Below are 23,106 nucleotides of genomic sequence, written 5' to 3'. Positions count from 1 at the left end.
ATGTCATATTCTGTTTAGGAAATTATAAAATATCTTCTGACCTAGTTGTGTCCCTATGCTTTCTGGGTGAAATTGAACACCGAATATTGGATACTCTACGTGGTGTATAGCCATAATCTCACCGTCCTCTTTCGAGACAGCATCAATGACTAGAGGTGATTTGACATTATCAACTACAAGACTATGATATCTTGTAGCCTTAAACTCCTTAGGCAATCCAGAGTAAATTATTGGTATTTCATTGTTAACCAAGATAATATTACTAATTTTCCCATGAAATACTTTTTTAGCCCTCCTAATTACAGCACCGAAAGCATAACCTATAGACTGATGACCCAAACATATTCCTAGTATGGGAATCCTCTTTCCGAAGTATTTAATCACGTCCACACTTATACCTATGTCCTCCTTCTTTTCCGGCGTACCAGGACCGGGAGAGATAATTATCCTGTCCGGGCTGATCCTCTCTATACCCTTCAAGCTTATCTCATCGTTCCTAACTACTATTGGATAGCTTCCTAATTCTCCCACAGCTTGTGCTATGTTATACACAAAACTATCATAATTATCTATTATTAATGTTAAGTCCATTACTTAACACCTAGGGCTATTTTTAGTGCCATTAACTTATGTTCAGTCTCATAATATTCAGATTCTGGATTAGAGTCATAAACAATGCCGGCACCTGCATGAATTCTTAACAGATCTTTATTTATGAACGCTGTCCTTATAGTTATTGCAAACTCAGCATTTCCATCAGAGGAAATAAACCCTACAGCTCCAGCATAAGGTCCTCTTTTATATTCCTCTAAAGTTTCTATAATATTCATTGCCATAGGCTTAGGTGCACCACTTACTGTACCTGCAGGGAAAGTAGCTTGTATAACGTCTAAAACATTATTTCTCTTCTTTAACATTCCAATAACCCTAGAAACTATGTGTTGCACATGACTATATTTTTCAATAAACATGAGCTCCGGTACTTTGACAGTTCCAGGTACAGAAACTTTACCTAAATCATTCCTAGCTAAATCAACTAACATCAGATGCTCAGCCTTATCTTTTTCAGAGTTGAGTAACTCAAGTTCAAGTTTTAAATCCTCCTCTGGGTCATTGCCTCTTGGTCTAGTTCCAGCAATAGGATAGCTTTCCACAATATTATCTTGAATTCGGAATAGTAACTCTGGGCTAGATCCTATTAGATATCTATCCTTAAATTTAAGATAAAACATGTAAGGGGAAGGATTAATTTTCCTTAAATTATAATATATTTTAAGTGAGTCTCCTTTAAACAAATATCTATAAAATCTAGATAAAACTACTTGAAACGCATAACCAGCTCTTATGTACTCTAAGGTATCTGAAACTGATTTCATGAAATTATCTTTATTTAGAGATTCATCGTAAAAGCTTAGAGAGAAATTCTCTACATCTTCACAACCGCCTATGCTACTTATATCAGCGTTAACGTATACCTTACCATCGTTGTGGTCATAAATTATGATATTATTTGGGATAAAAAATTCCGCAGTAGGCCAATTTTCAGCATTAGGCTTAAGATCCTTTACCTTCTCCCAAAATCTTATCGCATCATAACTAATATAACCAATCATTCCGCCTTTAAATAAGCCTGGTATCTCAAGAATTTCCATATTTCTAATATAACTTTGAAGGACTTCCAATGGATCTCCATGAATTTCAATGTGACTTTTAGTATCCCATGCAATGATACTATATCTAGATTTATATTGTGGACCTACAATACTTTCCAGCAGAGAAGCTACTTCGTACTTTTTCTCAATACATTTAAATACATCAAACGGTGATGCAAAATCACTTATTGGATAGACTTCCACGCTTTACTACCTCTACTAACTTTTTCACTTTATCTAACGACTTCTTCCCGGGATAAATTTCTATGCTACTCGAAATATCAATCCACTTAGGATTAAAAGTGATAAACTGATATATATTATCCAAGTTTATTTTGCCACCTACACCTAAATATGGATATTCACTAAACAACTCTCTCACAACTTCCAAGTCTACACTAACACCTTTAATTAATGAGTCAATCAGTACGAGATCAGCAAAATCCACGACTTTCTTAAAGTAGCCCTTATATTCGCGAGATGCCGGCACATAAAAAATTATCCTTTTAGTGTCATATGATTTTAAAATTTCCAATTCTTTGTCATTCAATACTCTATGGATTTGCAAATAATCTACATTTTTAAGTTCCTTAAGTAAATCAATTATATTTCCATTTACTTTAACACTAACAATAGGCTTATTGATACGGCCTTTAATTATTGATAGTAGTTCAGTTTTAACAAATCTAGTACTGATAGGATCTGTTATGACACCTATATAATCCACGTCTAATTTGTCAAGTTCTAGAATATCTGAAATCGTAGCATTTCCACAAATTTTTAATTTAATTACCAATTACCTTCACCAACAAATTATTTAATTTATTCATATCACCATTTGCAGAAATCAATTCTTTTATTTTTTCTACAAATTTTTCTTTTAACAATTCTCCAGCATAATTATAACCTTCTTTAAAATCACTTACCTTTCCTAAGAGGAAGAGCCCAACTGAGGCATTAACTCTTATAAACTTCTCCACATACTCATCCTTTCCAATAGATGCCCTAAGCACTCTAATTGCTGAATCCTCTGCAGAGTTTACAATTAATTTATCAATAGGAACTTCATCTATACCAAAATCAGAGACATTTAACGTTAGTTTTTCAATTGAGGACTTTTTAATTATATACAAATAAGTTTTTCCTTGAAGAGTCACCTCGTCTATTCCGGGCTCTCCGTGGACTAATATAACCTTATTAAAGTCCATAACTGATATGCTCTCAGCTAATAGGTCAGCGTAACCCTTGGAAAAGACTCCCATTAGCTGATATTTTGCTCCAGCAGGATTAGTTAAGGGTCCTAATATATTAAATATCGTCCTTATGCCTAAGGTCCTTCTTACATTAGCAACATTCTTCATTGCTGGATGATATAGGGGAGCAAAGAGAAATACAAAATTGTACTTAGATATTAATTCCTTAGCCCTTTCTGGACCTATGGTTATGTTATAACCTAATGCCTCTAAAAAATCAGCACTACCGCTCTTACTACTAATTGCTTTATTCCCATGTTTAGCTACCGGGTTAACTAAACTAAGCAATATCGCTACAGCAGTACTAACGTTAACAGTTCCAAAACCATCTCCACCTGTACCCGCAGTATCAACCGCATTAGGTACATCAATTTTAATTGCCATTTCCCTCATAGCCTTAGCAAAACCTACAATTTCATCTGAACTCTCTCCCTTCATTCTCAACGCTACTAAAATTGCTGAAGTTAAAATTTCAGGGATTTGACTATTAATTATTTGTTTAGCTAAACTCTCTGCTTCTTCTACAGTTAAAGATTTTCTATCGACTAATTTCTTTAAAATTTCATTAATATTCATCTAACAATCCCCTAAACTTCTTAACTAACCTAATAGCGTTTTCCAAATTACCTTTCCCCATTTCTTCTATAAACAACGTACCTATCGCTATACCATCTGCTCCTGCTGACAAAGCTTCTTTGATATCATCATCGTTTGATAAACCAAAACCAACTACAAGTTTATTCTCTACCAGTTTCCTAACTCTAGTAATTAACTCGTTTAACGATACAGGAATAGGAATTCCTGTAGTAGGTCTAACGCCATAGTATAAAAATAAATCTGAAATCCTTGACACTTTGTTTATTAGTAAATCTGGAACAGAAGGAGAAGTAAATATTACGTTCTTTAATCCAATCGCTTTAATCTCCTTATCATATTTCTCAAAATCATCTATATAATCAATTAATAAATCTGGGAATAGAACACCGTTGATGCCATTTTCCCTTAACTTGTCTAAAAACGTTTTAAGTTCATTAATCCAATCCTCTAAATAAGTTAAGGCAACAATAGGTATACTTAAACTATCCCTTACTTGTCTCATTAACCTCCAAATATCCTTAATTTGAGTCTTAACTCTATCATAGCTTTTCCTTATAACTGGGCCGTCATACTTAGCATACTTTGGGGGTATACCTAATTCCAAAACGTCAGCACCAGCACTCTCTAAACTAGTTATAAACTTTAGGAAATTTTCCACATCGGGGTAACCTAGGGTCATATAAACTACTAGCATCTTTTCCCTATTTCCCACTATTTCCCCACCTCTTCATCATTGACTCGTAGTTAGATAAGTCAAGTAAACCATGTCCGCTTAAATTGAACACTATTACTTTCTTTTCATTATTCTTCTTAGCCTCATTTGCCTCATCTATTACTGCTTTTATCGCATGAGCAGATTCTGGAGCTGGCACAATACCTTGGGTTTGCATAAATATTTTAGCTGCTTCAAATATCTCTCTCTCACTATATTCTCTCCATTCAACTATACCTTCTTTCATTAACAGACTTAATGTAGGGGCTACACCATGATATCTGAGTCCTCCTGCATAAATTGGGGGAGGAACATATTCATTACCAAGAGTTATCATTTTAACTAATGGTAATAATCCAGCAGAGTCTGGGTAATCATATTTATATTCTCCTCTACTAAACTTGGGTACTTCAGCTGAACTCACCGCAATGTACCTCTTGCCTTTCTTATTCCCTATAAAGGGATAAACAAATCCTCCAAAATTACTCCCTCCCCCTACACATCCAATCAGAATATCAGCTTCCTCACCTAATGATTCTAATTGGGTAATTGTCTCTAGCCCGATTACGCTTTGATGTAACAAAACGACGTCTAGCACACTTCCTACCAAATATCTATGCTGATTTTTAAGAGCATATTCTATTGCCTCACTCATAGCAATTCCTAAAGAGCCTGGATGATTAGGGTTCTTTTCTAATATTTTTCTGCCATATTCGGTTATATTCGTAGGGCTCGCATAAACATTAGCACCATATAGTTGCATTATACTTCTTCTCATCGGTTTTTGTTCATAGCTAACCTTTACCATAAATATAGAACTTTTCATATTATACATCCTAGCAGCTAAAGCTACTGCAGTTCCCCATTGTCCTGCTCCAGTTTCAGTAACGACGTGTTCTATTCCTTCATTTTTAGCAAAATAAGCTTGGGGTATTGCTGTGTTAATTTTATGAGAACCTGTTGGAGTTGCGCCCTCGTACTTAAAGTATATTCTTGCCGGGGTCTGTAAGAAATTCTCTAAACCTCTAGCCCTCATTAGAGGAGTAGGTCTGCCTATTAATAGATATTTTTCCTTAACCTCCTCCGGGATCTTAACGTATTTCTCTATAGTAAATTGTTGCCTTAATACTTCATGAGGTAATATACTACGTAATAGATCTATCCTAGAAAATTCAGCATCTTGTGGATCTCTAGGTGGAGGTAAGGGTCTAGGCAAATCTGGTATTATGTTATACCAGTACTTAGGTATAATTTCCTCTTCCTTTACCATTGGAACATCAAAAACACCTAGGCTAATAAACTTAACTTAACACTTAAAAAGATTTCTCCTCTTTATCATTAATTAATACTTCTTTAACAAACACGTTACTTTATATATGTTCCTAATACACTGATTGGAGATAAAAGGAATATTCGTCATAATACTAATAAATAAACCAATTTCCTTTTTTAATGAAAAAATCTCCTATTAGTATGTTTCGAAATCGTGAAATTCACCCTTATATTCCTCAAATAAATACTCTACATTACTGACTTCTGCTAATGGTGGGCCCTTCTTAACATATTCTATAAGCTTCTTTAATGCCTCTTCGTGACCTTCTGCTACAACCTCTACTGTACCGTCATCTAAATTTCTAGCATATCCTTTAATTCCTAACCTATGAGCGTGAATTTGGACGAATCTTCTAAACCCTACTCCTTGAACATAACCATATACGCGTATGTGCACGCGTTTCAACATATTAATCCTACCTCAGAGTCGCTCCACGTCCTCATTGCTCAGACTAATCCCTTTCATCACAACATATATTTATTTGGCTATTTAACTTTAAAGTTGATGATAAGAGTAGCTATTGCAGGCTTAGGCAATTGCGCATCTATGTTAATTCAAGGAATCGAATATTATAAATTAAGGGGAGAAGAATACTACGAAGGGCTAATTACACCTAAGATCGGTAATTATAGAGTTACGGATATTGAAGTTGTTGCAGCATTTGACGTATCTAAAAACAAAATAGGTAAAGATCTTTCTGAAGCTGTTTTTCAACCTCCCAATATAGTACCTAAAATAGTAGATATGAAGAAAACGGGAGTAAAAGTTTCTCCTGGACCAGTACTAGATGGTGTAGCTAGTCATATGATCAGTGTATTTAACCCCTCTTATAGTGGCAGTGTTGAAGGAGTTGTGGAAGAGTTAAAGAATAGTAGGGCTGAGATTCTAGTAAACTTATTGCCAGTGGGTAGTGAAAACGCGACTAAGACTTATGCTAATATAGCTTTAATGGCTAATACTGCATTTATTAATGCTATCCCAGTCTTTATAGCTAGTGATCCATCCGGCGAATTCCCTAAACGTTTTACTGAGAAAAACCTACCTTTAGCTGGGGATGATATTAAGAGCCAATTAGGTGCAACAATATTTCACAGAGCAATTACCTCTCTCTTTAGACTGAGAGGGGTAAAGGTAGAAGAGACTTACCAACTTAACGTAGGAGGAAATAGTGACTTTCTTAACATGAAAACTGAGGAAAGGTTAATCTCTAAGAGAATAAGTAAAACTGAAGCAGTAACTAGCACATTAGATTATGGTTATGAAATGAAGAGTGAGGGAAAAATTAGGATAGGACCTAGTGATTATATACCATTTTTAGGGAATACTAAGGTTGCTTACATTTATGTTAAAGGGAGCGGATTTGCCGGAATGCCAATAAAAGTTGAGGCATCATTAGAAGTTGATGATAAGGCTAACTGTGCTGCCGTATTAATTGATGTAATAAGAGCAGTAAAGGTAGCACTGGATAGAAAAATAGGTGGGCCTCTTGAAAAAGTCTCAGCATTTTACTTTAAACATCCGCCAATTCAGGCTAAGGATGACGATGAAGCCTATAGATGGCTTAAAGAGTTTCTTGAAATGTGAAATCTGCGAAGAAGATATAGCCTTTTTTACTTGTAGGTTATGCAGTAGACAAGTATGTCATGCGGATTACGTTAATGGAATATGTAAAGTCTGTGAAATGAGTTTATGCAAAGTTTGTAACAAAAATTTAGCTATTCGGTCTTGTGAAATCTGTGGGGAGATAATCTGTGAAGAGTGTACTGCCTATTTTGATGGGGCGAGAAGAATATGCAAAAAATGTTATGTAAAATGAAGTCATTTTTTACTTTTGCCTTTGTTATTTAACTTCTCGAGAATTAATTTCTGTTCTATTGAAGCTACTTGACGCCTTACATTAATTACTGCATCTGGGTTTACACTTATGCTATCTATTCCAGCCTTAACTAAGTATTCTACTACCTCTGGATAAACACTTGGAGCTTGGCCACATATAGAAACTGTCTTACCATATTTATGAGCAACTTTAATCAATCTTTTAATGGACTGCATGACTGCAGGATCTCTCTCGTCATAATATCCCATTCTAGCAAGAAGCTCTGAGTCTCTATCTACGCCAAGAGTTAATTGTGCTAAATCATTACTCCCTACACTAAAGCCATCTACTATTTTAGAAAACTCATCAGCTAAAACCACTACTGATGGAACCTCAGCCATAATCCAAACCTTGAAATCTGAAGACCTCCTTAATCCTTCATCTTCCATAATTCTAATAGCTTTCTCCAACTCCCAAGTAGTTCTCACAAAAGGAAACATAACCCAGACGTTTTTGAGACCCATTTCTTCTCTAGCCTTACGTATAGCCCTAACTTCTAATCTAAACGCTGGTTCATACTCTTTACTTACATATCTAGAAACTCCTCTCCAGCCTATCATCGGATTTCTTTCATCTGGCTCAAACTCTTCACCACCAATAAGTCTCTTATATTCATTAGTTTTAAAATCTGAAAATCTGACAACAACTGGTCTAGGATAAATTGCACTAGCTACCTTAGCTATTCCCTCCGCTAATTTATCTATGAATAAAGCCGCATTACCTATTTTAATCAAATGTAATGGATGGTATCTTACCCATTCACTCACTATAAACTCGATTCTCATTAACCCTATTCCGTCAAAGGGAAGATCTAAGTACTTGTCAATTACGTCTGGCTCCCCTAAATTCATATATATCTTTGTAGCTGTAACCGGATAGAGGCTAAGTAAAACTTCCCTACTTAAACCTTGAGACACTGATGGCTTCTTCTCCTCTTCACTAACCTCCTCTGATGGTAATACCTTACCTTCATATACTATACCCCTTATAGCATCAACCGTGATCATCTGCTCATCTTTTATTAATTTTGTACCATCTCTACTGCCTACTATTGCAGGTATCCCTAATTCCCTAGATACTATCGCAGCATGGCTCGTCATCCCTCCTTCATCAGTTATTATTGCCCCGGCAATCTTCATGAGTGGAACCCAATCAGGATCAGTCATTTTAGTTACTAAGATCTCTCCTTTCTGAAATTCCTTTACCTTGGGATCCTTAATATCTAATATTACCTTAGCTTTTCCATAAGCTATACCAGGCGAGGCTGGCAAACCTCTTATTAAAACCTTAGCAGGTCCCTTGATTTCTTCCTCCTTAACCTCTTTTTTACTAGCTTTATTCTTGCTGGACCAGAATGTTTCCGGTCTAGCTTGAACTATGAATACGTTATCGGGAAACTTTAAGTCAGCATCAATAGCCCATTCGATGTCCATTGGTTTGCCATAATGCTCTTCTATTCTCAGACCCAACTTGGCTAACTCTATCGCCTCCTCATCAGATATGCTCATTGAATTAGCTTCATTATCGTTTAGTTCAACTTCTATGTTCCTTTTACTTTTAATATCATAAACTATCTTAATTTTCTTGTTTGATACTTTTCTTTCAATTATCTTCAGATCAGATTTTCTTATTACAAACTCGTCCGGAGTAACCTTACCACCAACTACCGTCTCTCCTAAGCCCCAATTAGACTCAATTACGATATGGTTATCATCGCCAGTTATTGGATGTATTGTAAACATTACTCCAGCTGACCTAGAATTAACCATCTTTTGTACCACAACTGCAATGAGTACTGATGCTTGATCTATTCCCTTACTTTTCCTATACTCTATAGCTCTCGCATTATATAAACTAGCCCATACTAATTTAACCTTGTCCAATAGCTCCTCTTTGCTGACATTTAAATAAGTGTCTTGCTGCCCTGCAAAACTAGCCTCTTCAATGTCCTCAGCAGTAGCAGACGATCTAACTGCAACTAAAATTTCTTTACCTACTACTTTACATAACTCTTCATAAGCTCTCATAATCATGGAAGACAAATTGTCTGGTATTTTAGCACTTATTATTAGGTTTTTAATTTTTTTACTCGCATCTTCTGAAGTAATTAAAGAATTAGAAAGAATTTCTTTGATCTGATCAACAAGTTTATTATATTCTAAAAAATATTTAAAAGCTTTAGAACTAATAACAAAAGCCGGGGGTACTCTAATCCCAGAACTCATTAATTCCCCTAAATTAGCCCCTTTCCCCCCAGCTAAATCAACCATGTCCTTTCTTACCTTATTAATATCGAGAATAAGGTCTTCTTCACTTAAAGCTTCAACCAAAACAATTCCCCATAAAACATTCTCCTCGAACCTTAAAAAACTATTTTTATAGTATAAGCCTTTTTAAAAAATCTATTTATCAATTATTATTTCTGTTCCGTACCGGCAGTCTTCTGAGTGGATGTTACGAAACTTGGTAACTCTGGGAACTTCTCTTTCATCCTTTGTTCTGCTACTACTGAAGCCTCCTCTAATATCTTTCTAGCCTCAGGACTTGAGGCTGCATAATTGACTGGAGCACCGGTGAAGTCTCCTGCTTCAATTACGACCTCTTGTAATCCCTCTTCTAACTCAGCTAGCTCTAAACTTATCTCTGGCATAACTCCCCTCATAGCATTTCTCAATTCTCTTATCACTCCCAATACCGGAATTAAGCTATTGAATACATCACCTAATTCAGTTATAGTCTCTAACCTTAATTGGACTTGCTCTAGTGCTATTTGCGTAGTTATTAGCTGTTTGGATATCTTCCTAATCTCAGCTATCTCATTAGCGTACATTGCAGCTCTGGCTGTATCCTTAGACATTTGAGCTTCTACGACTTTTTCAAATAACATCCTATCTCTTTCTTGTAATCTAGATATGTAAACGTCAAGACGACTTACCATAGTCCTTAGCCTATAGTTTGCCATCACTAACCTGTACCTTAAAGGCTGCTGAGGCTTGAATGCGTTCTTTATCCTCTCCCCTATGCTTGGCTCTTGTTTTCCACCCCAGTTTTTAACGAAATCTTCTACTTTACTCGAGGCCATACGTGATCTCTATTATAATTAGTTAGATCAGCATGCTTTTAAGTAAGGTAACACATAATACCCTAAGTTTAGAATAATATATTATGAACCCTTTTACGGTAAAGCTAAGTGGAAAAAGCCTTAAAATAACTAACAATTTGGATTTTCCTGTAAAAGTTTTGGAGATTATTCTAAAATATAGGGTAACTGTAAATATGATAGATGATAAACTAGGACTTAAAACTATAACTGAAAATATAAAAATAGATAAAGAACTAAAGAGCAAGGAATTTTTTGAAATACAAGTTAAATTTGAGGATATAAGTGAAGTAAGTATAGTATATAAGGATGATGTCACATTTAGGAGGATTGATATAACTTTATGAAATTGTTTAAGATTTGCTCAGCCTTTTTAGCTACATTTTCATCTGACTTTAACTCCTCAGGCCATTCCTTACCCATCTCTTCCTTGAATTTACGAGTAGCGTCTATACCTAGTTTACTACCTAGAGGAGGGTATGGTACACTAGGATCTAACGAATCTGTTAACACATTATCAACTAACATAATATCACGTTTTGGGTCTACATTAGCTGATATTGCGTATAATACTTGATTAATGTCATGAACATTAACGTCACTATCTACGATTACTATGATTTTTAATAAACTCAGTTGGCCTATTCCCCAGAGTGCCATCATGGCCCTCTTTGCTTGTCCCGGGTAATATTTCCTTATAGAGAATATACCTATTCCAGTAAATAATCCGTACTCTGGCAAATTCATATCAACTAGTTCCGGAACGATCATTTTAGCAAAAGGTAAGAAAATCCTTTCTACTGCCTTCCCTATCCACGCATCCTCTAGTGGAGGTTTTCCTACTGAGGTTACATGAAAGATAGGATTGTCTCTGATATATACCTTTTCCAATTTAAATTTAGGATAGTAATCCGGAGGTGTATAATATCCCATATGATCTCCAAAAGGTCCTTCAAGCCTAAGGTCTTCAAGATCGGCATAACCTACTAAAACTACTTCAGAATAACTAGGCACTAAAAGTTGGTTGTCTACCTCAGTCACATCAACACCTTCACCCCTAAGAATGCCAGCAAACATATATTTGTCTAAACCCGGCGGAACCGGAGAAGCTGCGGTAAATGCTACTACTGGATCTACTCCAGTAACTATCGCAACTGGTACTTTAGATATTCCTTTTTCTAAATATCTCTTAGCTGTTATTGATCCCCTCTTAAAGGCTTGCCAATGAATTATAGCTTCATTTTCATTTAGTATTTGAATTCTATATACACTTAAGTTATGTATATCCTTTTCTGGATCCTTAGTTATCGTAATTGAAAACGTTAGATACCTTCCAGCATCTTTAGGCCAAGTTTTAATCGCAGGGATCTTTAGTAAATTTAAGCTACTATCCTCTTTAAAAGCCGGCGATTTAGCTTTGGGCATAATTTTTCCTAATCCAAGAACGTCTTTCAGAGACTTTATCTTATCTAAAAAAGTGACAGGGATATTAGAAAAGTTTGACAAAAAGTTTTCTGAAATTAATTCCAAATTCTTAGTATTAAAGATTTCATAGAAACTTTCAATTGAATAAAATATATTAGAAATTACCTTCCAATTCTCATAACCCTTTATCTTTTTGAAGAGAAGAGGAGGCAAATGTTTATATGTTGCTTGTCTTGTAATTTCTGCTATTTCCAAATCTACACTTACTTCATCATTAATTTCAATTAATTTATTTCTTTTTTTCATAAATTCTATATACTCTCTTAAATCCCTAAAAGGCATATATAATTATGTTTCAACAAAGCTTATATTTTGTAAAATAAACCTCTTTAACAGCTGGTGAATCGTTGTTGGAAACAGATTAAGCGGTATTATGAAGTGTTTAAATTGTGGATATGAGAGTGAGATAGACCAAAATCAAATACTATGCCCCAAATGTGGTGGATTACTAGAAATAATAGTAGAGCCACCAAGAGACTTTTCATTTAAGAATCTGCAAGGTAAGGGAGTTTGGAGGTATAAAGATCTAATACCGGGAGAATATAAGACTTTAGTGAGCATAAATGAGGGTGGAACTCCATTAATACAATCAACTAACATAAATCGCAATTTATACTTTAAATTTGAAGGATTAAACCCAACAGGTAGCTTTAAAGACAGAGGAATGACAGTAGCGGTGAGCTCTGCAGTAAGTTTAAACTATAGAACTGTAATAGCAGCGTCTACTGGAAATACTGCAGCCTCAGCAGCAGCCTATGCATCAAGGGCAGGAATAAAGAGTTTTATAGTTTTGCCAAAGGGTAAGGTAGCCATAGGTAAGCTAGCCCAATCAATATTATATGGTGCTATAATACTAGAAGTTGATGGGAGTTTTGACGTAGCTATGGAAGCTGTAATGAGACTGTATAGAGATTTAAGAATAGTATATCCCTTGAACTCCTTTAATCCGTGGAGGCTTGAAGGACAAAAAACAATAGCTTTTGAAATCGTGGAGGAAATAGGAGTACCGGAAAACGTCATAGTTCCTGTTGGCAACGCTGGAAATATTTACGCAATTTGGAAGGGATTTAATGAATTGTTAAAAACTGGTGAAATTGATAAGGTGCCTAGAATGATTGGAGTTCAAGCTGAAGGAGCATCACCCATAGCTAGTGCCATAATTAAAGGCAAAGATGAGCCAGAATTCACGGATAATCCAGACACATTAGCTACTGCTATAAGAATAGGTAAGCCAGTAAATTGGAAGAAGGCTTTTAAGGCGATAAAAAGTTCTAATGGAAGTGCGATCATAGTGTCTGACTCTGAGATTTTAGAGTCACAAAAAGATCTAGCTAGAAAGGAAGGAATAGGAGCCGAGCCTGCTTCATCAGCTGCATTAGCAGGCTATTATAAAGCCTTAAATGAGGGTATAGTGAATAAAGATGAGAAAACTATTTCAATTTTAACCGGTCATTCACTTAAAGATCCGGATAGTATGGCTAAGGCACCTAGTAAGAGGATCCTTGTTAATCCGTACTACATAGAAAAAATTATCACTGGTGAAATAAATGGATTTAATAGTTAAAATAGGAGGTTCAATTCAAAAAGATGAAAATGATTATAAATTAATAGTAGATAAAATAAGGGAACTACATAAGAAGTATAATAGAATAGTAGTTGTGACATCAGCGATAAAAAATGTAACGAATGAATTATTGAATATTACAGTAAACACTGAGATTTCTGGAGATATTGTAACTGAAATCTATGAAAGGCATGTAAAATTACTATCCAAATTTACGGATGGTAAAGAATTCGAGAACGCATTTAAAGGTTTATCAAAATTAAGTGACGAATTATTTAGAATAGCCTGGTCTATAAGAGTATTGGACGAAGTAACTCCTAGAGTAAGAGACTATGTCTTGTCGTTTGGAGAGAGAATGGCTACGATATTACTCTCTTCTATATTAAGAAGCAATGGGATAGAGGCTGAAGGTATACCCTATCCAATTCTAATAACTGATAGTAACTACGGAGAGGCGAACGTAATAGAAGATCTATCTAGGAAAGAGACATTAAATGTGATAAGTAACGTGAAATCAAATGTTATCGTGATCCCAGGATTTATAGGCAAAACTATTGATGGAAGGTATACAACATTAGGTAGAGGTGGAAGTGACTATACGGCAACCCTGTTTGGTAAATTACTAGGTATGAATGAAGTTAGGCTGATAACTGAGGTACCGGGTATAATGACCGGAGATCCTAAAAAATTCCCTAATGCGAAAACAATTCCTAGATTATCGTTAGAAGAAGCTATAGAACTATCACAATTGGGAGCTAAGAGGCTACATCCTAGAACTTTTGACCCATTGTTTGACACTAGCATAAAAGTTTTCGTAGAATCTTTATATGAAGACGGATTTACGATAATTGACGGAAAATGTGACAGCAATGATGGACTAAAAGGGATTTCGTTATTAGATAATTTAAAGTTAATAACTGTTGAGAGCACTAAAATTGTAGGTAAAATCGGTTCAGCTGCTAAGATAACTACTGAGGCAAAGGAAACTGGAGTCAATATAATATCTATTTCTCAACCCGCAAGTGAAACGACAATTCAGTTAGCAGTAGACTCAACATCAGCCAGTAGATTATTAAATAGGTTAGAGGAATTAAAGGGTTCACTAGTAAAGAACGTCGAAGTTAAAGACATTGATGTAGTAGGAATAATAGGGTGTGGAATAAGAAAGAAGGAGATTTCGACTAAAGTATTATCCATAGCAGCTAAATACGATCCCTTGTCAATTTCAAGAGGTATATCTAATGTTAGTTTAACCTTTATAGTTAATAAGGGAGAAGGAGATAGATTATCAAAGGAGTTACATGAGGTGATAGTAAATGGTTGACAAAATACGAGTTTCATTATTAGGCTCCACCGGAATGGTAGGACAAAAAATGGTAAGAATGTTAGCAAATCACCCCTACATTGAGTTGGTAAAAGTTAGTGCATCACCATCTAAAATTGGTAAGAAGTATAGAGAAGCGGTGAAGTGGATAGAGCCTGACGAAATACCGGAAAAAGTAGCTGACTTGCCTATGGTATCCACTGATATTGAAGATCATAAGGACGTTGATGTAGTACTCTCAGCATTACCTAATGAGCTTGCTGAGGATGTTGAATTAAAACTAGTTAAAGAAGGCAAAATTGTAGTTTCTAATGCTTCTCCGTTCAGAATGGACCCCGATGTACCATTAATAAATCCTGAAATCAACTGGGATCACTTAGAATTGCTTAAAAGGCAAAAACTAAATAAAAATTGGAAAGGATTATTAATTAAGAACCCGAATTGTACGGCAGCTATTCTTTCAATGCCTTTGAAACCACTAGAGAGATTAGTTAAAGCTAAAGGTATTTTTGTAACCACTCTACAAGCTGTAAGTGGAGCTGGATACAGTGGCTTACCGTTCATGGCAATTGAAGGAAACGTTATACCGTGGATAAAAGGAGAAGAAGATAAGATACCGAGAGAAATCAACAAGATGCTAGGTAAACTAATCAATAATAGCATCAGCCAAGCTGGCCTACAGATTTATGCTACTACCACAAGGGTTCCAGTAAAAATAGGGCATATGGGCGTAATAAATATAGTAACTGAAGGGAAGGTAAATGAGGAAGAAATTAAGAAGAGCTTAAGAGAATTCAGATCCCTACCTCAAGAGAAGAACCTGCCTACAGCACCTAAAGTTCCAATAATGGTTCTAGATGAAGAAGATAGGCCACAGCCAATGAGAGATTTACAGTATTATAATGGTATGTCAGTAGCTGTAGGTAGAGTAAGAGCAGAGGAAGGATTATTACGCTTAATTGTCTTAGGAGACAATCTCGTAAGAGGGGCTACTGGAATCACGATCTTAACTTTAGAGGTAATGAAAGAATTAGGTTATGTATAATGTTTTTTGATTTTCATGTACATTCTTTTTATAGTGATGGAAAGAGTTCTCCTAAGGATCTAATAAGATATGCTAAAAAATTGAACATTTATATCGCTCTCACTGACCATGATACTTCACGAGGTTTGGAAAGTGTGAAAGAAGAGAAGGTAATACCAGGACAAGAGGTTACTACACAATATGGACATGTAGTGATACTATGTAGTTTCATACCCTCCCCACCCAGTGTAATAACAGAGTTATTAGAATATGCTAGGGAAAACTCTTGTGTAGTTTTCCCATCTCATCCATTTGATATATTCAGAAAAGGTATAGGAGAAAACGTATATAGATATAGATTTAATCTAATAGAAGTATATAATTCAAAGGCACCTAGTTTCGCTAATAATAAGGCAAAAGAAGTATCAGAACAATTAGGATTACCGGGTTTAGCAAATAGTGATGCACATGTAATGAGAGCAATAGGTTCAGCATATAATGAACTCTATGATATAACAGAATTTAATACGGATGAAATTCTGGATAACCTACTGAAAGGTAAAATTAGAAATATTATTAGAGGATTATCATTTAGAGCTAAATTATCTATTGCAGAATGGTATATTCAGAGGAAGTTAGGATTTGCGCGCAATACCGGCGGAATTATGCGTGAAATGTAAAGGCCACAAATATCTTTGTGGCTTACCATATTGCCCGTTAATGGAACGATTTAGAAGTATAGTTAATAGTTTACAAAAAGTAAAAATCAATCAAGAGTCCAAGCTAGTTGATGGGTCTACTCCGCCTAGTGCAATAGTAGGAGAAAGGGGATATCCTAAGGTTACACTTATTCTAAATCTGCCTCCTTCTATACATGGGGAAGAAGCTAGAAATTATGAAAATCCGTTAAATTGGTGGGGTAAGGTGAGTTTAGGAGAGATAATAAAACTTAGGTCCTCTCTCATATCTGCTATGCTTAAAACTGACGCTAGCAAAGCATTAGACCTATACAACACTGAAATACCACTCACAGTAATATCTGAAAACCCAGTAGACTCTGAAGCTAAGTTAAAAAAACTGGAAGCTAAGTTAAAATTTGATGGCAGAGTTCTTCCAAGGGGTCCAGGTGGACCCGCTGAAGAGTTTAAAGTAACTGATAATCCCAAAATTCCAGCTAAATTGGACAAATTAATCTTTGATGATGTAAAAGCTCAAGAGGCTATTTATGAATTATATAAACATAACATAGATTATTATAAAATAATTAACGCATTGTCCTTTGGTCTCCTCGGACAAAGAAAAAGGAGAAAATTGGTTCCAACGAGATGGGCTATAACTGCAGTTGATAGTATGATAGGGAAGGAGTTACAAGAAAAAATTAGTGAATATAATGAATTAAACCAAGTAGAAGTATATTATTCTTCGTATTTAGGGAACTACTTTCATATCATCTTGTACCCATCGAAATATACGTCTACATGGATCGAAATTTGGCATCCATTAAGTCTTTGGTCTACTGAATTATTGGTGTCTGAACTATCTGAAAATTATTGGGGAGAGTATGATTATATGGATGGAGGATATTTAGCTGCTAGATTAGGTGTGTTAGAGTATTTAGAGAAAATTAAGAGGCAAGCTGGGATAATAATTATTAGGGAGATAACTAGCGAGTATTATGCACCAGTAGGAAATTGGCACATAAGGGAAACAGTTAGAAGAGCTATGGAAAATAGATTGGGAAAATTTGAAAGTACATTAGAAGCTATACTTTTCGTAAACAATAGGCTTAAAGCTAAAATTGATTTACTTGAGTTAAATAGTATTAGGAAGATCTTAAAACAAAGAAAAATTGACGAGTTCTTTAAATAAATAGGGAAAATACTGACATGGCAGTATATAATCTATTCTCAGCTTGATCCCAGACTACACTCCTTGGGCCATCTATTACATCTTGATCTACTTCCTCGCCCCTATTGGCCGGTAAGCAATGCATAAATATTGAGTCCCTAGCAGTGTATTTCATTAAGTCTGAAGTAACCTTGTAGTTGCCTAATAATTTCTTCTTTCTTTCAGCTATTTCCTCTTGACCCATGCTGACCCAAACGTCAGTATAAACTACGTGTGCACCTCTTACTGCTTCATAAGGATCTTCATGAAATTCAATTATAGCACCAGTTATCTCACTTATCTCCTCTATCAATTTATAATAGTCTTCTCTAGGTCTTAACTCCTTAGGGCTTGCCACATGTAACTCTAACCCAAGTTTAGCTACTGCTGACATTAAACTTAATAATACATTATCTCCGCCATCACCTACAAAAGCTATCTTAACGTAGCCTTTACCGAATTTCTCCCTTATAGTCATAATATCAGCTAATGCTTGCAAAGGATGAGATAAATCACTCAATAAATTGAATATTGGTACTTTAGAAAACTCTTTAAGCTTTATTAGAGTTTCATGTTTTAAAACCCTAGCACCTATCCCATTAACCATCTTGCCTAAAACCCTAGCAGTATCTTCTACTGGTTCCCCTCTAGATAGTTGTATATCCTGCTTATTGAGAACTATTGGTATACCACCTAGCATCGATATTGCTAATTCGCTGCTGACCCTAGTCCTAGTACTGGGTTTTTCAAAGAGTAACGCAACTTTCTTCCCCTCTAAAGACTTAGGTACACTACTCGAGTAAACGAAGTTTTTCATCATAAAAGAGACATCTAACATCTTCTCTATCTCATGAGCTTCGAAATCCAATAGGCATAACAAACTTCTACCTTTGAACATAATTTAATACTACCTTTACCAATATTTAAATATGGATATCCAGATGATCTTAACGAAACTCATAGAAGCTAAACAAGGAAATAAGCCAAAATTCGATGAAGGACATATTATAATGGCACTCCTGCAAATTAAACAAATGCAGCCAGTAGGGAGAATAATATTAATGAAAAACTTAGGTCTGACTGAAGCTTCAATGAAAACAATGTTAAAAAGACTTAGAGAGTTAGAGTTAATCCACACGGATCCTGTAGGGGGAAATACACTTACCGAAAAAGGAGAAAGATTAGTGTCTTGCATTCAAAATAATTCAATGATAAAGGAGTCTGAACTAAAATCCTTGAATTGGAAATCTTACATGATAGTCTTACATGAAGGATCAAAGCTTCTCAATAACTTCTCAGTGCTCTATCTTAGAGATGAGATGATAAGACTAGGTGCAGATAAAGCACTTATATGTATTATTGCTCGAGATGGAAAAATAGAGATACCACCTAAGACCGATGAAATGTCACTCAAGGGGTTAATAGAAGAGATAAGGGAAAATTGTAACGATTGTAGAGAAGGAGACTTGATAACTTTTATTACACCTAATGATCAACATTTAGCATTTTTAATCTTAGCTCAACTAATTCAAAAGTTAGAGATATGCAAAGAATCGGGTTCTTGGTAAACCCCTACGCGGGTTCAGGTGGAAGAATAGGAAATAAGGGAAGCGATGATCTGCATGTAGAAAACCCTGAGATAAGAGATAGGGTACTAAGATTTTTAAAGAATGCACCATTTGAAGCTGAGTATATTATTCCAAAATTTAAAATGGGAGAGTTATATTTTAAAAAAAGCAACCTAACATTTAAATACTCAACAATTGACGTAGGCGACTCAGCGATAACTACTAGAAATGATACGATACTATCAGTGAGAGAGTTCATCAGAAATAATGTGGATATTATAGTTTTCGTAGGAGGAGACGGTACAGCTAGAGACGTATATGAAGGACTTAAAGGTAATGAGAAGATTCCTATTTTAGGAATTCCAGCTGGAGTAAAAATGCATAGTGGCGTCTTTGCCTCGACACCAGAAGCTGGAGCATTACTGCTGTCTAAATTCCTTAAAGGTGAGGCGAAAATCGTAGAGGGGGAAATTCTTGATGTGGATGAGGAGGAATATAGAAAAGGAAGATATGTAGTAAAACTATACTATATAACATTAACTGTAGCTAGCGATAATTTATTAGCTCCTAGTAAAGATGAGATAAGCTATGAGGAAGCCGAACTCGAAGAAATAGCTGATTATGTGATAGAAAACTTGAAAAATGACATATTTTACATTTTAGGTCCAGGAAGTACTGTTAAGTATATAGAAAAAAAGCTAGGGATTTATAATACCAATTTTCTTAGTGTGGACATTGTTAAAAACAAACAACTAATAAAGAGTAATGCAAATTATTTCGATTTATTAGATTTAACCGGGGAGTTAAAGATTATTTTAACACCTATAGGTAAACAAGGATTTATATTAGGGAGAGGTAATCAAGAAATTGGTCCTAAACTTCTTCAGAAAATAAACAAAACCGATATAATTATAATATCTCCTTTGAAAAAAGTATATACCATTGATTGTTTAAGAATTGATACTGGCGATAAATTTATAGATGAAAAACTTTCTGGAATATATAATATTATAGTTGGATATAATAAATTCTATGCAATAAAAACTTGTTACTAAGTACTACTTAGGATAAAAAATGCCAAAATAATTCCAAAGTTATTCTTAGCTTCAGATTTAAGCAGAAACTACAAATATTAGTAAAATGACTGGCGACTATGAAGACAATGACATGGAAGAAGTAATCCAGCAACTTACAAATGATGAGAAGTTCAACGGCAGTCCTAGATCAAAACTCGTCGAAGCAGTTATTATACTATTATATGCTAGACCTTTAAGAACTTCAGAAATAGCGAGCAATTTAGGTTATGAAACTAAATACGTTAGTAGCTATCTCAGCTACTGGAAGAAGAAAGGGTTAGTTTATCAAGAAGGAGGCAGATGGCATTTGAGTAGAAAAGGTGAGGAATTAGCAAAAGAGATACTAGATTCATATACTAATTCTAAGTTCAAAGAAATGCTAGTTCTTGCTAAACAGATACTGGATAGAAAAGAACAAGTTAAACAGACAATGAACTACAAAGAGGAGAAAAAATCGGACAACAAAAATCAAAAAGTTTTGTGGTTTATTGATAACCAAACTAGTAAAGTAAACAAAAAAGGACAAAAACAAGAAATAACGGATTGTATAAAGGAGATTCTAGAAAAATTAGAGGAAGACGAAAAAGAAATATTAATAAATTTACTTAATAAATATAAAGAATGGGGCACAACATACATCTATCTGGATCAACTTCAAGAAGAAATTAGAGCTGACACTAATTGGATCTTTAAAGTGTTAAGAGGATTACAGACTAAGAGGCTTATTTATATTTACCAGGATCCTAAGATGGGAATAAGGATAGGTCTATCTCAACAGTTAAGGAAACTAATTTCAGAATGTTAAGATAAGTCGCATGAATATACGTTCTACTTCTGTGTTCTTGATTTTAATATATACTACTACTATAGATTCTCAGTTAACTGAATTCCTTTGTTGGGAGAAAATTATTTTAAAATAATTATACAAACATACTAAAGGAAGATAATAGACTTACTGGGCTTGTTGTAGTAGTAGTAATGTATTTAATCTATTTATCCAAACTAATAAGCAAGAGGAGGAGAAGTATGTCAGCTAATAAGTCAGTGAAAATGTCCGAAGACGAGATAAATAAAGTATTAGCCAAAGCAGAGAAAGAAGCCGAAAAGAAAGATCATAAGAAACAGTGGATAGAGAGAATGATAAAAAGTGCAAAGACGTATTATAAGTTATGTCCATATTATGACAAGAAAAATGGTAAATGTTTCCTTACATTAGGTGAAAAATGCCAGCGTGAAGGAAAGTATGAAACTTGTCCTATATTCATAGGGTTTCTAGATAACAAATATCAAGAGATTATTGAAAAGAAGAAAATGTTACCAATGGACTTTCAAGATTTGGCACTTATGGTTTAAAGCTTTATAAAAACTGACTTCTAAATAATAACAGATTGCCTAAAAGAAAGAAGGATGAATCTGAAGAAAATAAGAGTTCTGAAGAGAAAAAACCTAAAAAATCTTCTAATAAAAAGAAGAATGAAAAATATGTTGATCCAGACAAACTACTAGATGAATACCTGGACGAATTAGTAAATTTATTAGGATTGTCCTATCTTAACTTTTCAAGAGAAGAATACAAAGAAATTTTAAAGGAGCCTTTTGCATCTGCAGTTGGCGAAGTTAAGTCTAAGCCAAAATTATCAACAATTTTAAATCGCTTGCGTGCTATGGGGGATAATTTGATGGAATTAATAGCTTACAAAATACTTCGTATTAAGGATCTTGAGAAACTTTCTGATGATCAACTTGAATTTGTAACAAACTACACTAGACAAGGTATAGTTCAGCTAGCTGATAGATTATATAGAGAGTTAATTAGAAGAAATAAGAAAGATTTGATAGACATATTAAGGAATAATTGGACACTTTACTCAAATGGGTTTCGTTCTCCTATAAAGTGCCCCAGATGCGGATTTGAGTCTGTAATGCCCGATTTATCTTGTAAAGTGTGTGGTTATACTTTAAGTATGAGGGAGTTGAAGAACACTATAAATGTGATGTCTACCTTACAAGACTATATTAAATTTGATAAAGAGGGTTTTAGCGAGATTCTGAAGTCCGGATTTTTTTATTATACTTCAGAAGGGCCTATACCACCTTCTAAGTTTAAGCCTGTTCAAGGTTTAATATATTACGAAGTTATCCTTAACAAGGAAGAGAAGCAGAAATTAGAGAGCATCTCACGCAGCGTTTTACCGGGGAGTTAATTATTCCTCCACATTCTTCACATCTATAGCTTTTTTCTTCAAATATCCTCCTAGAGTTTTGAAAGGCATGAAACAATTCGTAATTGTCTTTTAAGAGGCTTTTCTCCCACTCTAAAATATCATTAAAAACCTCGTCCATTGTGATGATTTTATATTCATTAACGTTCTCAAATCCGTTCAGCTCCATTAGAGAGGTATTGTAGAATGGCAATAAGTATAAAATATCATTTACTTTATATTCGAAATTCATGAGGTTAACGTGCGTATAATCACCTTTAGCAGTAGCATATATTAAATATGCCATCAAGAAGTCTGAAGTGTAAGGTAAGATTATTTTCTTGATTCCACCTTTCTCTGCAACGCATTTAGATTCTGATATGAGTTTCCATATCTCATCATTAATATTATTTGCAGGCTCAATCTCAAGACTCAAATATCCTACATTAAATTT

Annotated in this window: 24 protein-coding genes; 12 read left to right on the top strand and 12 right to left on the bottom strand. The window is 34.8% G+C overall.

Annotated features, from left to right (window positions below; translation table 11 throughout):
- Positions 1-3: 3 nt before the first annotated feature.
- From DMP16_RS00655 to DMP16_RS00625, 7 genes are all read right to left on the bottom strand, one after another.
- Entirely contained in the window at positions 4-591 is a 588-nt protein-coding gene (locus DMP16_RS00655; protein WP_069281824.1) for an aminodeoxychorismate/anthranilate synthase component II, read from the bottom strand.
- Entirely contained in the window at positions 591-1,856 is a 1,266-nt protein-coding gene (locus DMP16_RS00650) for an anthranilate synthase component I (protein WP_069281822.1), read from the bottom strand. Before DMP16_RS00650 ends, DMP16_RS00655 begins: the two co-directional genes overlap by 1 nt.
- Positions 1,834-2,448 (bottom strand): N-(5'-phosphoribosyl)anthranilate isomerase, encoded by a 615-nt coding sequence (locus tag DMP16_RS00645; protein ID WP_069281820.1) that lies wholly within the window; start codon positions 2,446-2,448, stop codon positions 1,834-1,836. The genes DMP16_RS00650 and DMP16_RS00645 overlap by 23 nt, the downstream gene beginning before the upstream one ends.
- The gene (trpD, locus tag DMP16_RS00640) at positions 2,438-3,481 is read right to left on the bottom strand and encodes an anthranilate phosphoribosyltransferase (RefSeq protein WP_069281818.1); all 1,044 of its coding nucleotides are present in this window, start codon (positions 3,479-3,481) and stop codon (positions 2,438-2,440) included. Before trpD ends, DMP16_RS00645 begins: the two co-directional genes overlap by 11 nt.
- Positions 3,471-4,196, bottom strand: coding sequence for a tryptophan synthase subunit alpha (trpA, locus tag DMP16_RS00635; RefSeq protein ID WP_069284539.1), 726 nt, complete (start codon positions 4,194-4,196; stop codon positions 3,471-3,473). Before trpA ends, trpD begins: the two co-directional genes overlap by 11 nt.
- Before the next feature lie 7 nt (positions 4,197-4,203).
- Positions 4,204-5,484 (bottom strand): TrpB-like pyridoxal phosphate-dependent enzyme, encoded by a 1,281-nt coding sequence (locus DMP16_RS00630; protein WP_069281816.1) that lies wholly within the window; start codon positions 5,482-5,484, stop codon positions 4,204-4,206.
- A gap of 198 nt (positions 5,485-5,682) precedes the next feature.
- On the bottom strand, positions 5,683-5,955 hold the full coding sequence (locus tag DMP16_RS00625) for an acylphosphatase (RefSeq protein WP_069281814.1): 273 nt from the start codon (positions 5,953-5,955) through the stop codon (positions 5,683-5,685).
- Between the two features lie 96 nt (positions 5,956-6,051).
- Between DMP16_RS00625 and DMP16_RS00620 the strand changes: the two genes are divergently transcribed.
- The gene (locus tag DMP16_RS00620; protein ID WP_069281812.1) at positions 6,052-7,131 is read left to right on the top strand and encodes an inositol-3-phosphate synthase; all 1,080 of its coding nucleotides are present in this window, start codon (positions 6,052-6,054) and stop codon (positions 7,129-7,131) included.
- 234 nt (positions 7,132-7,365) lie between these two features.
- Here DMP16_RS00620 and ppsA read toward each other — a convergent pair whose 3' ends face one another.
- Together ppsA and cdvB1/B2 are read right to left on the bottom strand one after the other, a co-directional pair.
- Entirely contained in the window at positions 7,366-9,753 is a 2,388-nt protein-coding gene (gene ppsA, locus DMP16_RS00610; protein WP_143576819.1) for a pyruvate, water dikinase, read from the bottom strand.
- Between the two features lie 86 nt (positions 9,754-9,839).
- On the bottom strand, positions 9,840-10,505 hold the full coding sequence (gene cdvB1/B2 / locus DMP16_RS00605; RefSeq protein ID WP_069281808.1) for a cell division protein CdvB1/B2: 666 nt from the start codon (positions 10,503-10,505) through the stop codon (positions 9,840-9,842).
- A gap of 83 nt (positions 10,506-10,588) precedes the next feature.
- Between cdvB1/B2 and DMP16_RS00600 the strand changes: the two genes are divergently transcribed.
- Positions 10,589-10,870: a hypothetical protein gene (locus tag DMP16_RS00600; protein WP_069281806.1), complete on the top strand. Its 282-nt coding sequence runs from the start codon at positions 10,589-10,591 to the stop codon at positions 10,868-10,870.
- On the opposite strand, the gene DMP16_RS00595 is transcribed toward DMP16_RS00600, so the two are convergent.
- A complete protein-coding gene (locus DMP16_RS00595; protein ID WP_069281805.1) occupies positions 10,845-12,290 on the bottom strand; it encodes a UbiD family decarboxylase in 1,446 nt (481 codons plus the stop codon). The genes DMP16_RS00600 and DMP16_RS00595 overlap by 26 nt on opposite strands.
- A gap of 91 nt (positions 12,291-12,381) precedes the next feature.
- Between DMP16_RS00595 and thrC the strand changes: the two genes are divergently transcribed.
- Genes thrC through DMP16_RS00570 form a run of 5 tightly spaced genes read left to right on the top strand, consistent with a single transcriptional unit; the run spans position 12,382 to position 17,789 of the window.
- Positions 12,382-13,572, top strand: a complete 1,191-nt coding sequence (gene thrC / locus DMP16_RS00590; RefSeq protein ID WP_143576818.1) for a threonine synthase — start codon at positions 12,382-12,384, stop codon at positions 13,570-13,572.
- The gene (locus DMP16_RS00585) at positions 13,556-14,896 is read left to right on the top strand and encodes an aspartate kinase (RefSeq protein WP_143576817.1); all 1,341 of its coding nucleotides are present in this window, start codon (positions 13,556-13,558) and stop codon (positions 14,894-14,896) included. Before thrC ends, DMP16_RS00585 begins: the two co-directional genes overlap by 17 nt.
- Positions 14,889-15,941: an aspartate-semialdehyde dehydrogenase gene (gene asd, locus DMP16_RS00580; RefSeq protein ID WP_143576816.1), complete on the top strand. Its 1,053-nt coding sequence runs from the start codon at positions 14,889-14,891 to the stop codon at positions 15,939-15,941. Before DMP16_RS00585 ends, asd begins: the two co-directional genes overlap by 8 nt.
- A complete protein-coding gene (locus DMP16_RS00575; protein ID WP_069281797.1) occupies positions 15,941-16,600 on the top strand; it encodes a PHP domain-containing protein in 660 nt (219 codons plus the stop codon). The genes asd and DMP16_RS00575 overlap by 1 nt, the downstream gene beginning before the upstream one ends.
- Positions 16,563-17,789 carry an Nre family DNA repair protein gene (locus DMP16_RS00570; protein WP_069281795.1) on the top strand — a complete coding sequence of 409 codons (1,227 nt, stop codon included), beginning with the start codon at positions 16,563-16,565 and terminating at the stop codon, positions 17,787-17,789. The genes DMP16_RS00575 and DMP16_RS00570 overlap by 38 nt, the downstream gene beginning before the upstream one ends.
- Here DMP16_RS00570 and argF read toward each other — a convergent pair.
- Positions 17,782-18,705, bottom strand: a complete 924-nt coding sequence (gene argF, locus DMP16_RS00565) for an ornithine carbamoyltransferase (RefSeq protein WP_069281791.1) — start codon at positions 18,703-18,705, stop codon at positions 17,782-17,784. The genes DMP16_RS00570 and argF overlap by 8 nt on opposite strands.
- 31 nt (positions 18,706-18,736) lie before the next feature.
- On the opposite strand from argF, the gene DMP16_RS00560 reads away from it, so the two are divergent.
- The 5 genes from DMP16_RS00560 to DMP16_RS00540 all read left to right on the top strand — a co-directional run bounded on the left by DMP16_RS00560 (position 18,737) and on the right by DMP16_RS00540 (position 22,655).
- Positions 18,737-19,375: a DUF4443 domain-containing protein gene (locus DMP16_RS00560; RefSeq protein WP_069281787.1), complete on the top strand. Its 639-nt coding sequence runs from the start codon at positions 18,737-18,739 to the stop codon at positions 19,373-19,375.
- A complete protein-coding gene (locus tag DMP16_RS00555; protein ID WP_069281785.1) occupies positions 19,351-20,430 on the top strand; it encodes an ATP-NAD kinase family protein in 1,080 nt (359 codons plus the stop codon). Before DMP16_RS00560 ends, DMP16_RS00555 begins: the two co-directional genes overlap by 25 nt.
- An 85-nt stretch (positions 20,431-20,515) precedes the next feature.
- Positions 20,516-21,256 (top strand): replication initiator protein WhiP, encoded by a 741-nt coding sequence (locus tag DMP16_RS00550; RefSeq protein WP_143576814.1) that lies wholly within the window; start codon positions 20,516-20,518, stop codon positions 21,254-21,256.
- 221 nt (positions 21,257-21,477) lie between these two features.
- Positions 21,478-21,804, top strand: coding sequence for a hypothetical protein (locus tag DMP16_RS00545; RefSeq protein WP_069281783.1), 327 nt, complete (start codon positions 21,478-21,480; stop codon positions 21,802-21,804).
- A gap of 35 nt (positions 21,805-21,839) precedes the next feature.
- The gene (locus DMP16_RS00540) at positions 21,840-22,655 is read left to right on the top strand and encodes a hypothetical protein (protein WP_069281781.1); all 816 of its coding nucleotides are present in this window, start codon (positions 21,840-21,842) and stop codon (positions 22,653-22,655) included.
- On the opposite strand, the gene DMP16_RS00535 is transcribed toward DMP16_RS00540, so the two are convergent.
- On the bottom strand, positions 22,594-23,106 hold a 513-nt coding region (locus tag DMP16_RS00535; RefSeq protein WP_221929522.1), incomplete at its 5' end, for a hypothetical protein. The genes DMP16_RS00540 and DMP16_RS00535 overlap by 62 nt on opposite strands.

This window comes from Sulfolobus sp. B1 (assembly GCF_007050195.1).
In the GTDB taxonomy this organism is placed as follows: Archaea; Thermoproteota; Thermoprotei_A; order Sulfolobales; family Sulfolobaceae; genus Saccharolobus.
Note: the sequence above shows the minus strand (reverse complement) of the source record. Positions and strands in the feature narration are given on the sequence as shown.

Bases quoted from the DNA above. Each gene is read 5' to 3' on its own strand.
- trpA (WP_069284539.1), bottom strand. From the start codon at position 4,196: ATGCTAGTAGTTTATATGACCCTAGGTTACCCCGATGTGGAAAATTTC.
- asd (WP_143576816.1), top strand. From the start codon at position 14,889: ATGGTTGACAAAATACGAGTTTCATTATTAGGCTCCACCGGAATGGTA.
- DMP16_RS00620 (WP_069281812.1), top strand. From the start codon at position 6,052: ATGATAAGAGTAGCTATTGCAGGCTTAGGCAATTGCGCATCTATGTTA.
- DMP16_RS00575 (WP_069281797.1), top strand. From the start codon at position 15,941: ATGTTTTTTGATTTTCATGTACATTCTTTTTATAGTGATGGAAAGAGT.
- DMP16_RS00625 (WP_069281814.1), bottom strand. From the start codon at position 5,955: ATGTTGAAACGCGTGCACATACGCGTATATGGTTATGTTCAAGGAGTA.
- DMP16_RS00585 (WP_143576817.1), top strand. From the start codon at position 13,556: ATGGATTTAATAGTTAAAATAGGAGGTTCAATTCAAAAAGATGAAAAT.
- trpD (WP_069281818.1), bottom strand. From the start codon at position 3,481: ATGAATATTAATGAAATTTTAAAGAAATTAGTCGATAGAAAATCTTTA.
- cdvB1/B2 (WP_069281808.1), bottom strand. From the start codon at position 10,505: ATGGCCTCGAGTAAAGTAGAAGATTTCGTTAAAAACTGGGGTGGAAAA.
- DMP16_RS00595 (WP_069281805.1), bottom strand. From the start codon at position 12,290: ATGCCTTTTAGGGATTTAAGAGAGTATATAGAATTTATGAAAAAAAGA.
- DMP16_RS00600 (WP_069281806.1), top strand. From the start codon at position 10,589: ATGAACCCTTTTACGGTAAAGCTAAGTGGAAAAAGCCTTAAAATAACT.
- DMP16_RS00560 (WP_069281787.1), top strand. From the start codon at position 18,737: ATGGATATCCAGATGATCTTAACGAAACTCATAGAAGCTAAACAAGGA.
- thrC (WP_143576818.1), top strand. From the start codon at position 12,382: ATGAAGTGTTTAAATTGTGGATATGAGAGTGAGATAGACCAAAATCAA.
- argF (WP_069281791.1), bottom strand. From the start codon at position 18,705: ATGTTCAAAGGTAGAAGTTTGTTATGCCTATTGGATTTCGAAGCTCAT.
- DMP16_RS00630 (WP_069281816.1), bottom strand. From the start codon at position 5,484: ATGGTAAAGGAAGAGGAAATTATACCTAAGTACTGGTATAACATAATA.
- DMP16_RS00555 (WP_069281785.1), top strand. From the start codon at position 19,351: ATGCAAAGAATCGGGTTCTTGGTAAACCCCTACGCGGGTTCAGGTGGA.
- DMP16_RS00550 (WP_143576814.1), top strand. From the start codon at position 20,516: ATGACTGGCGACTATGAAGACAATGACATGGAAGAAGTAATCCAGCAA.
- DMP16_RS00545 (WP_069281783.1), top strand. From the start codon at position 21,478: ATGTCAGCTAATAAGTCAGTGAAAATGTCCGAAGACGAGATAAATAAA.
- DMP16_RS00655 (WP_069281824.1), bottom strand. From the start codon at position 591: ATGGACTTAACATTAATAATAGATAATTATGATAGTTTTGTGTATAAC.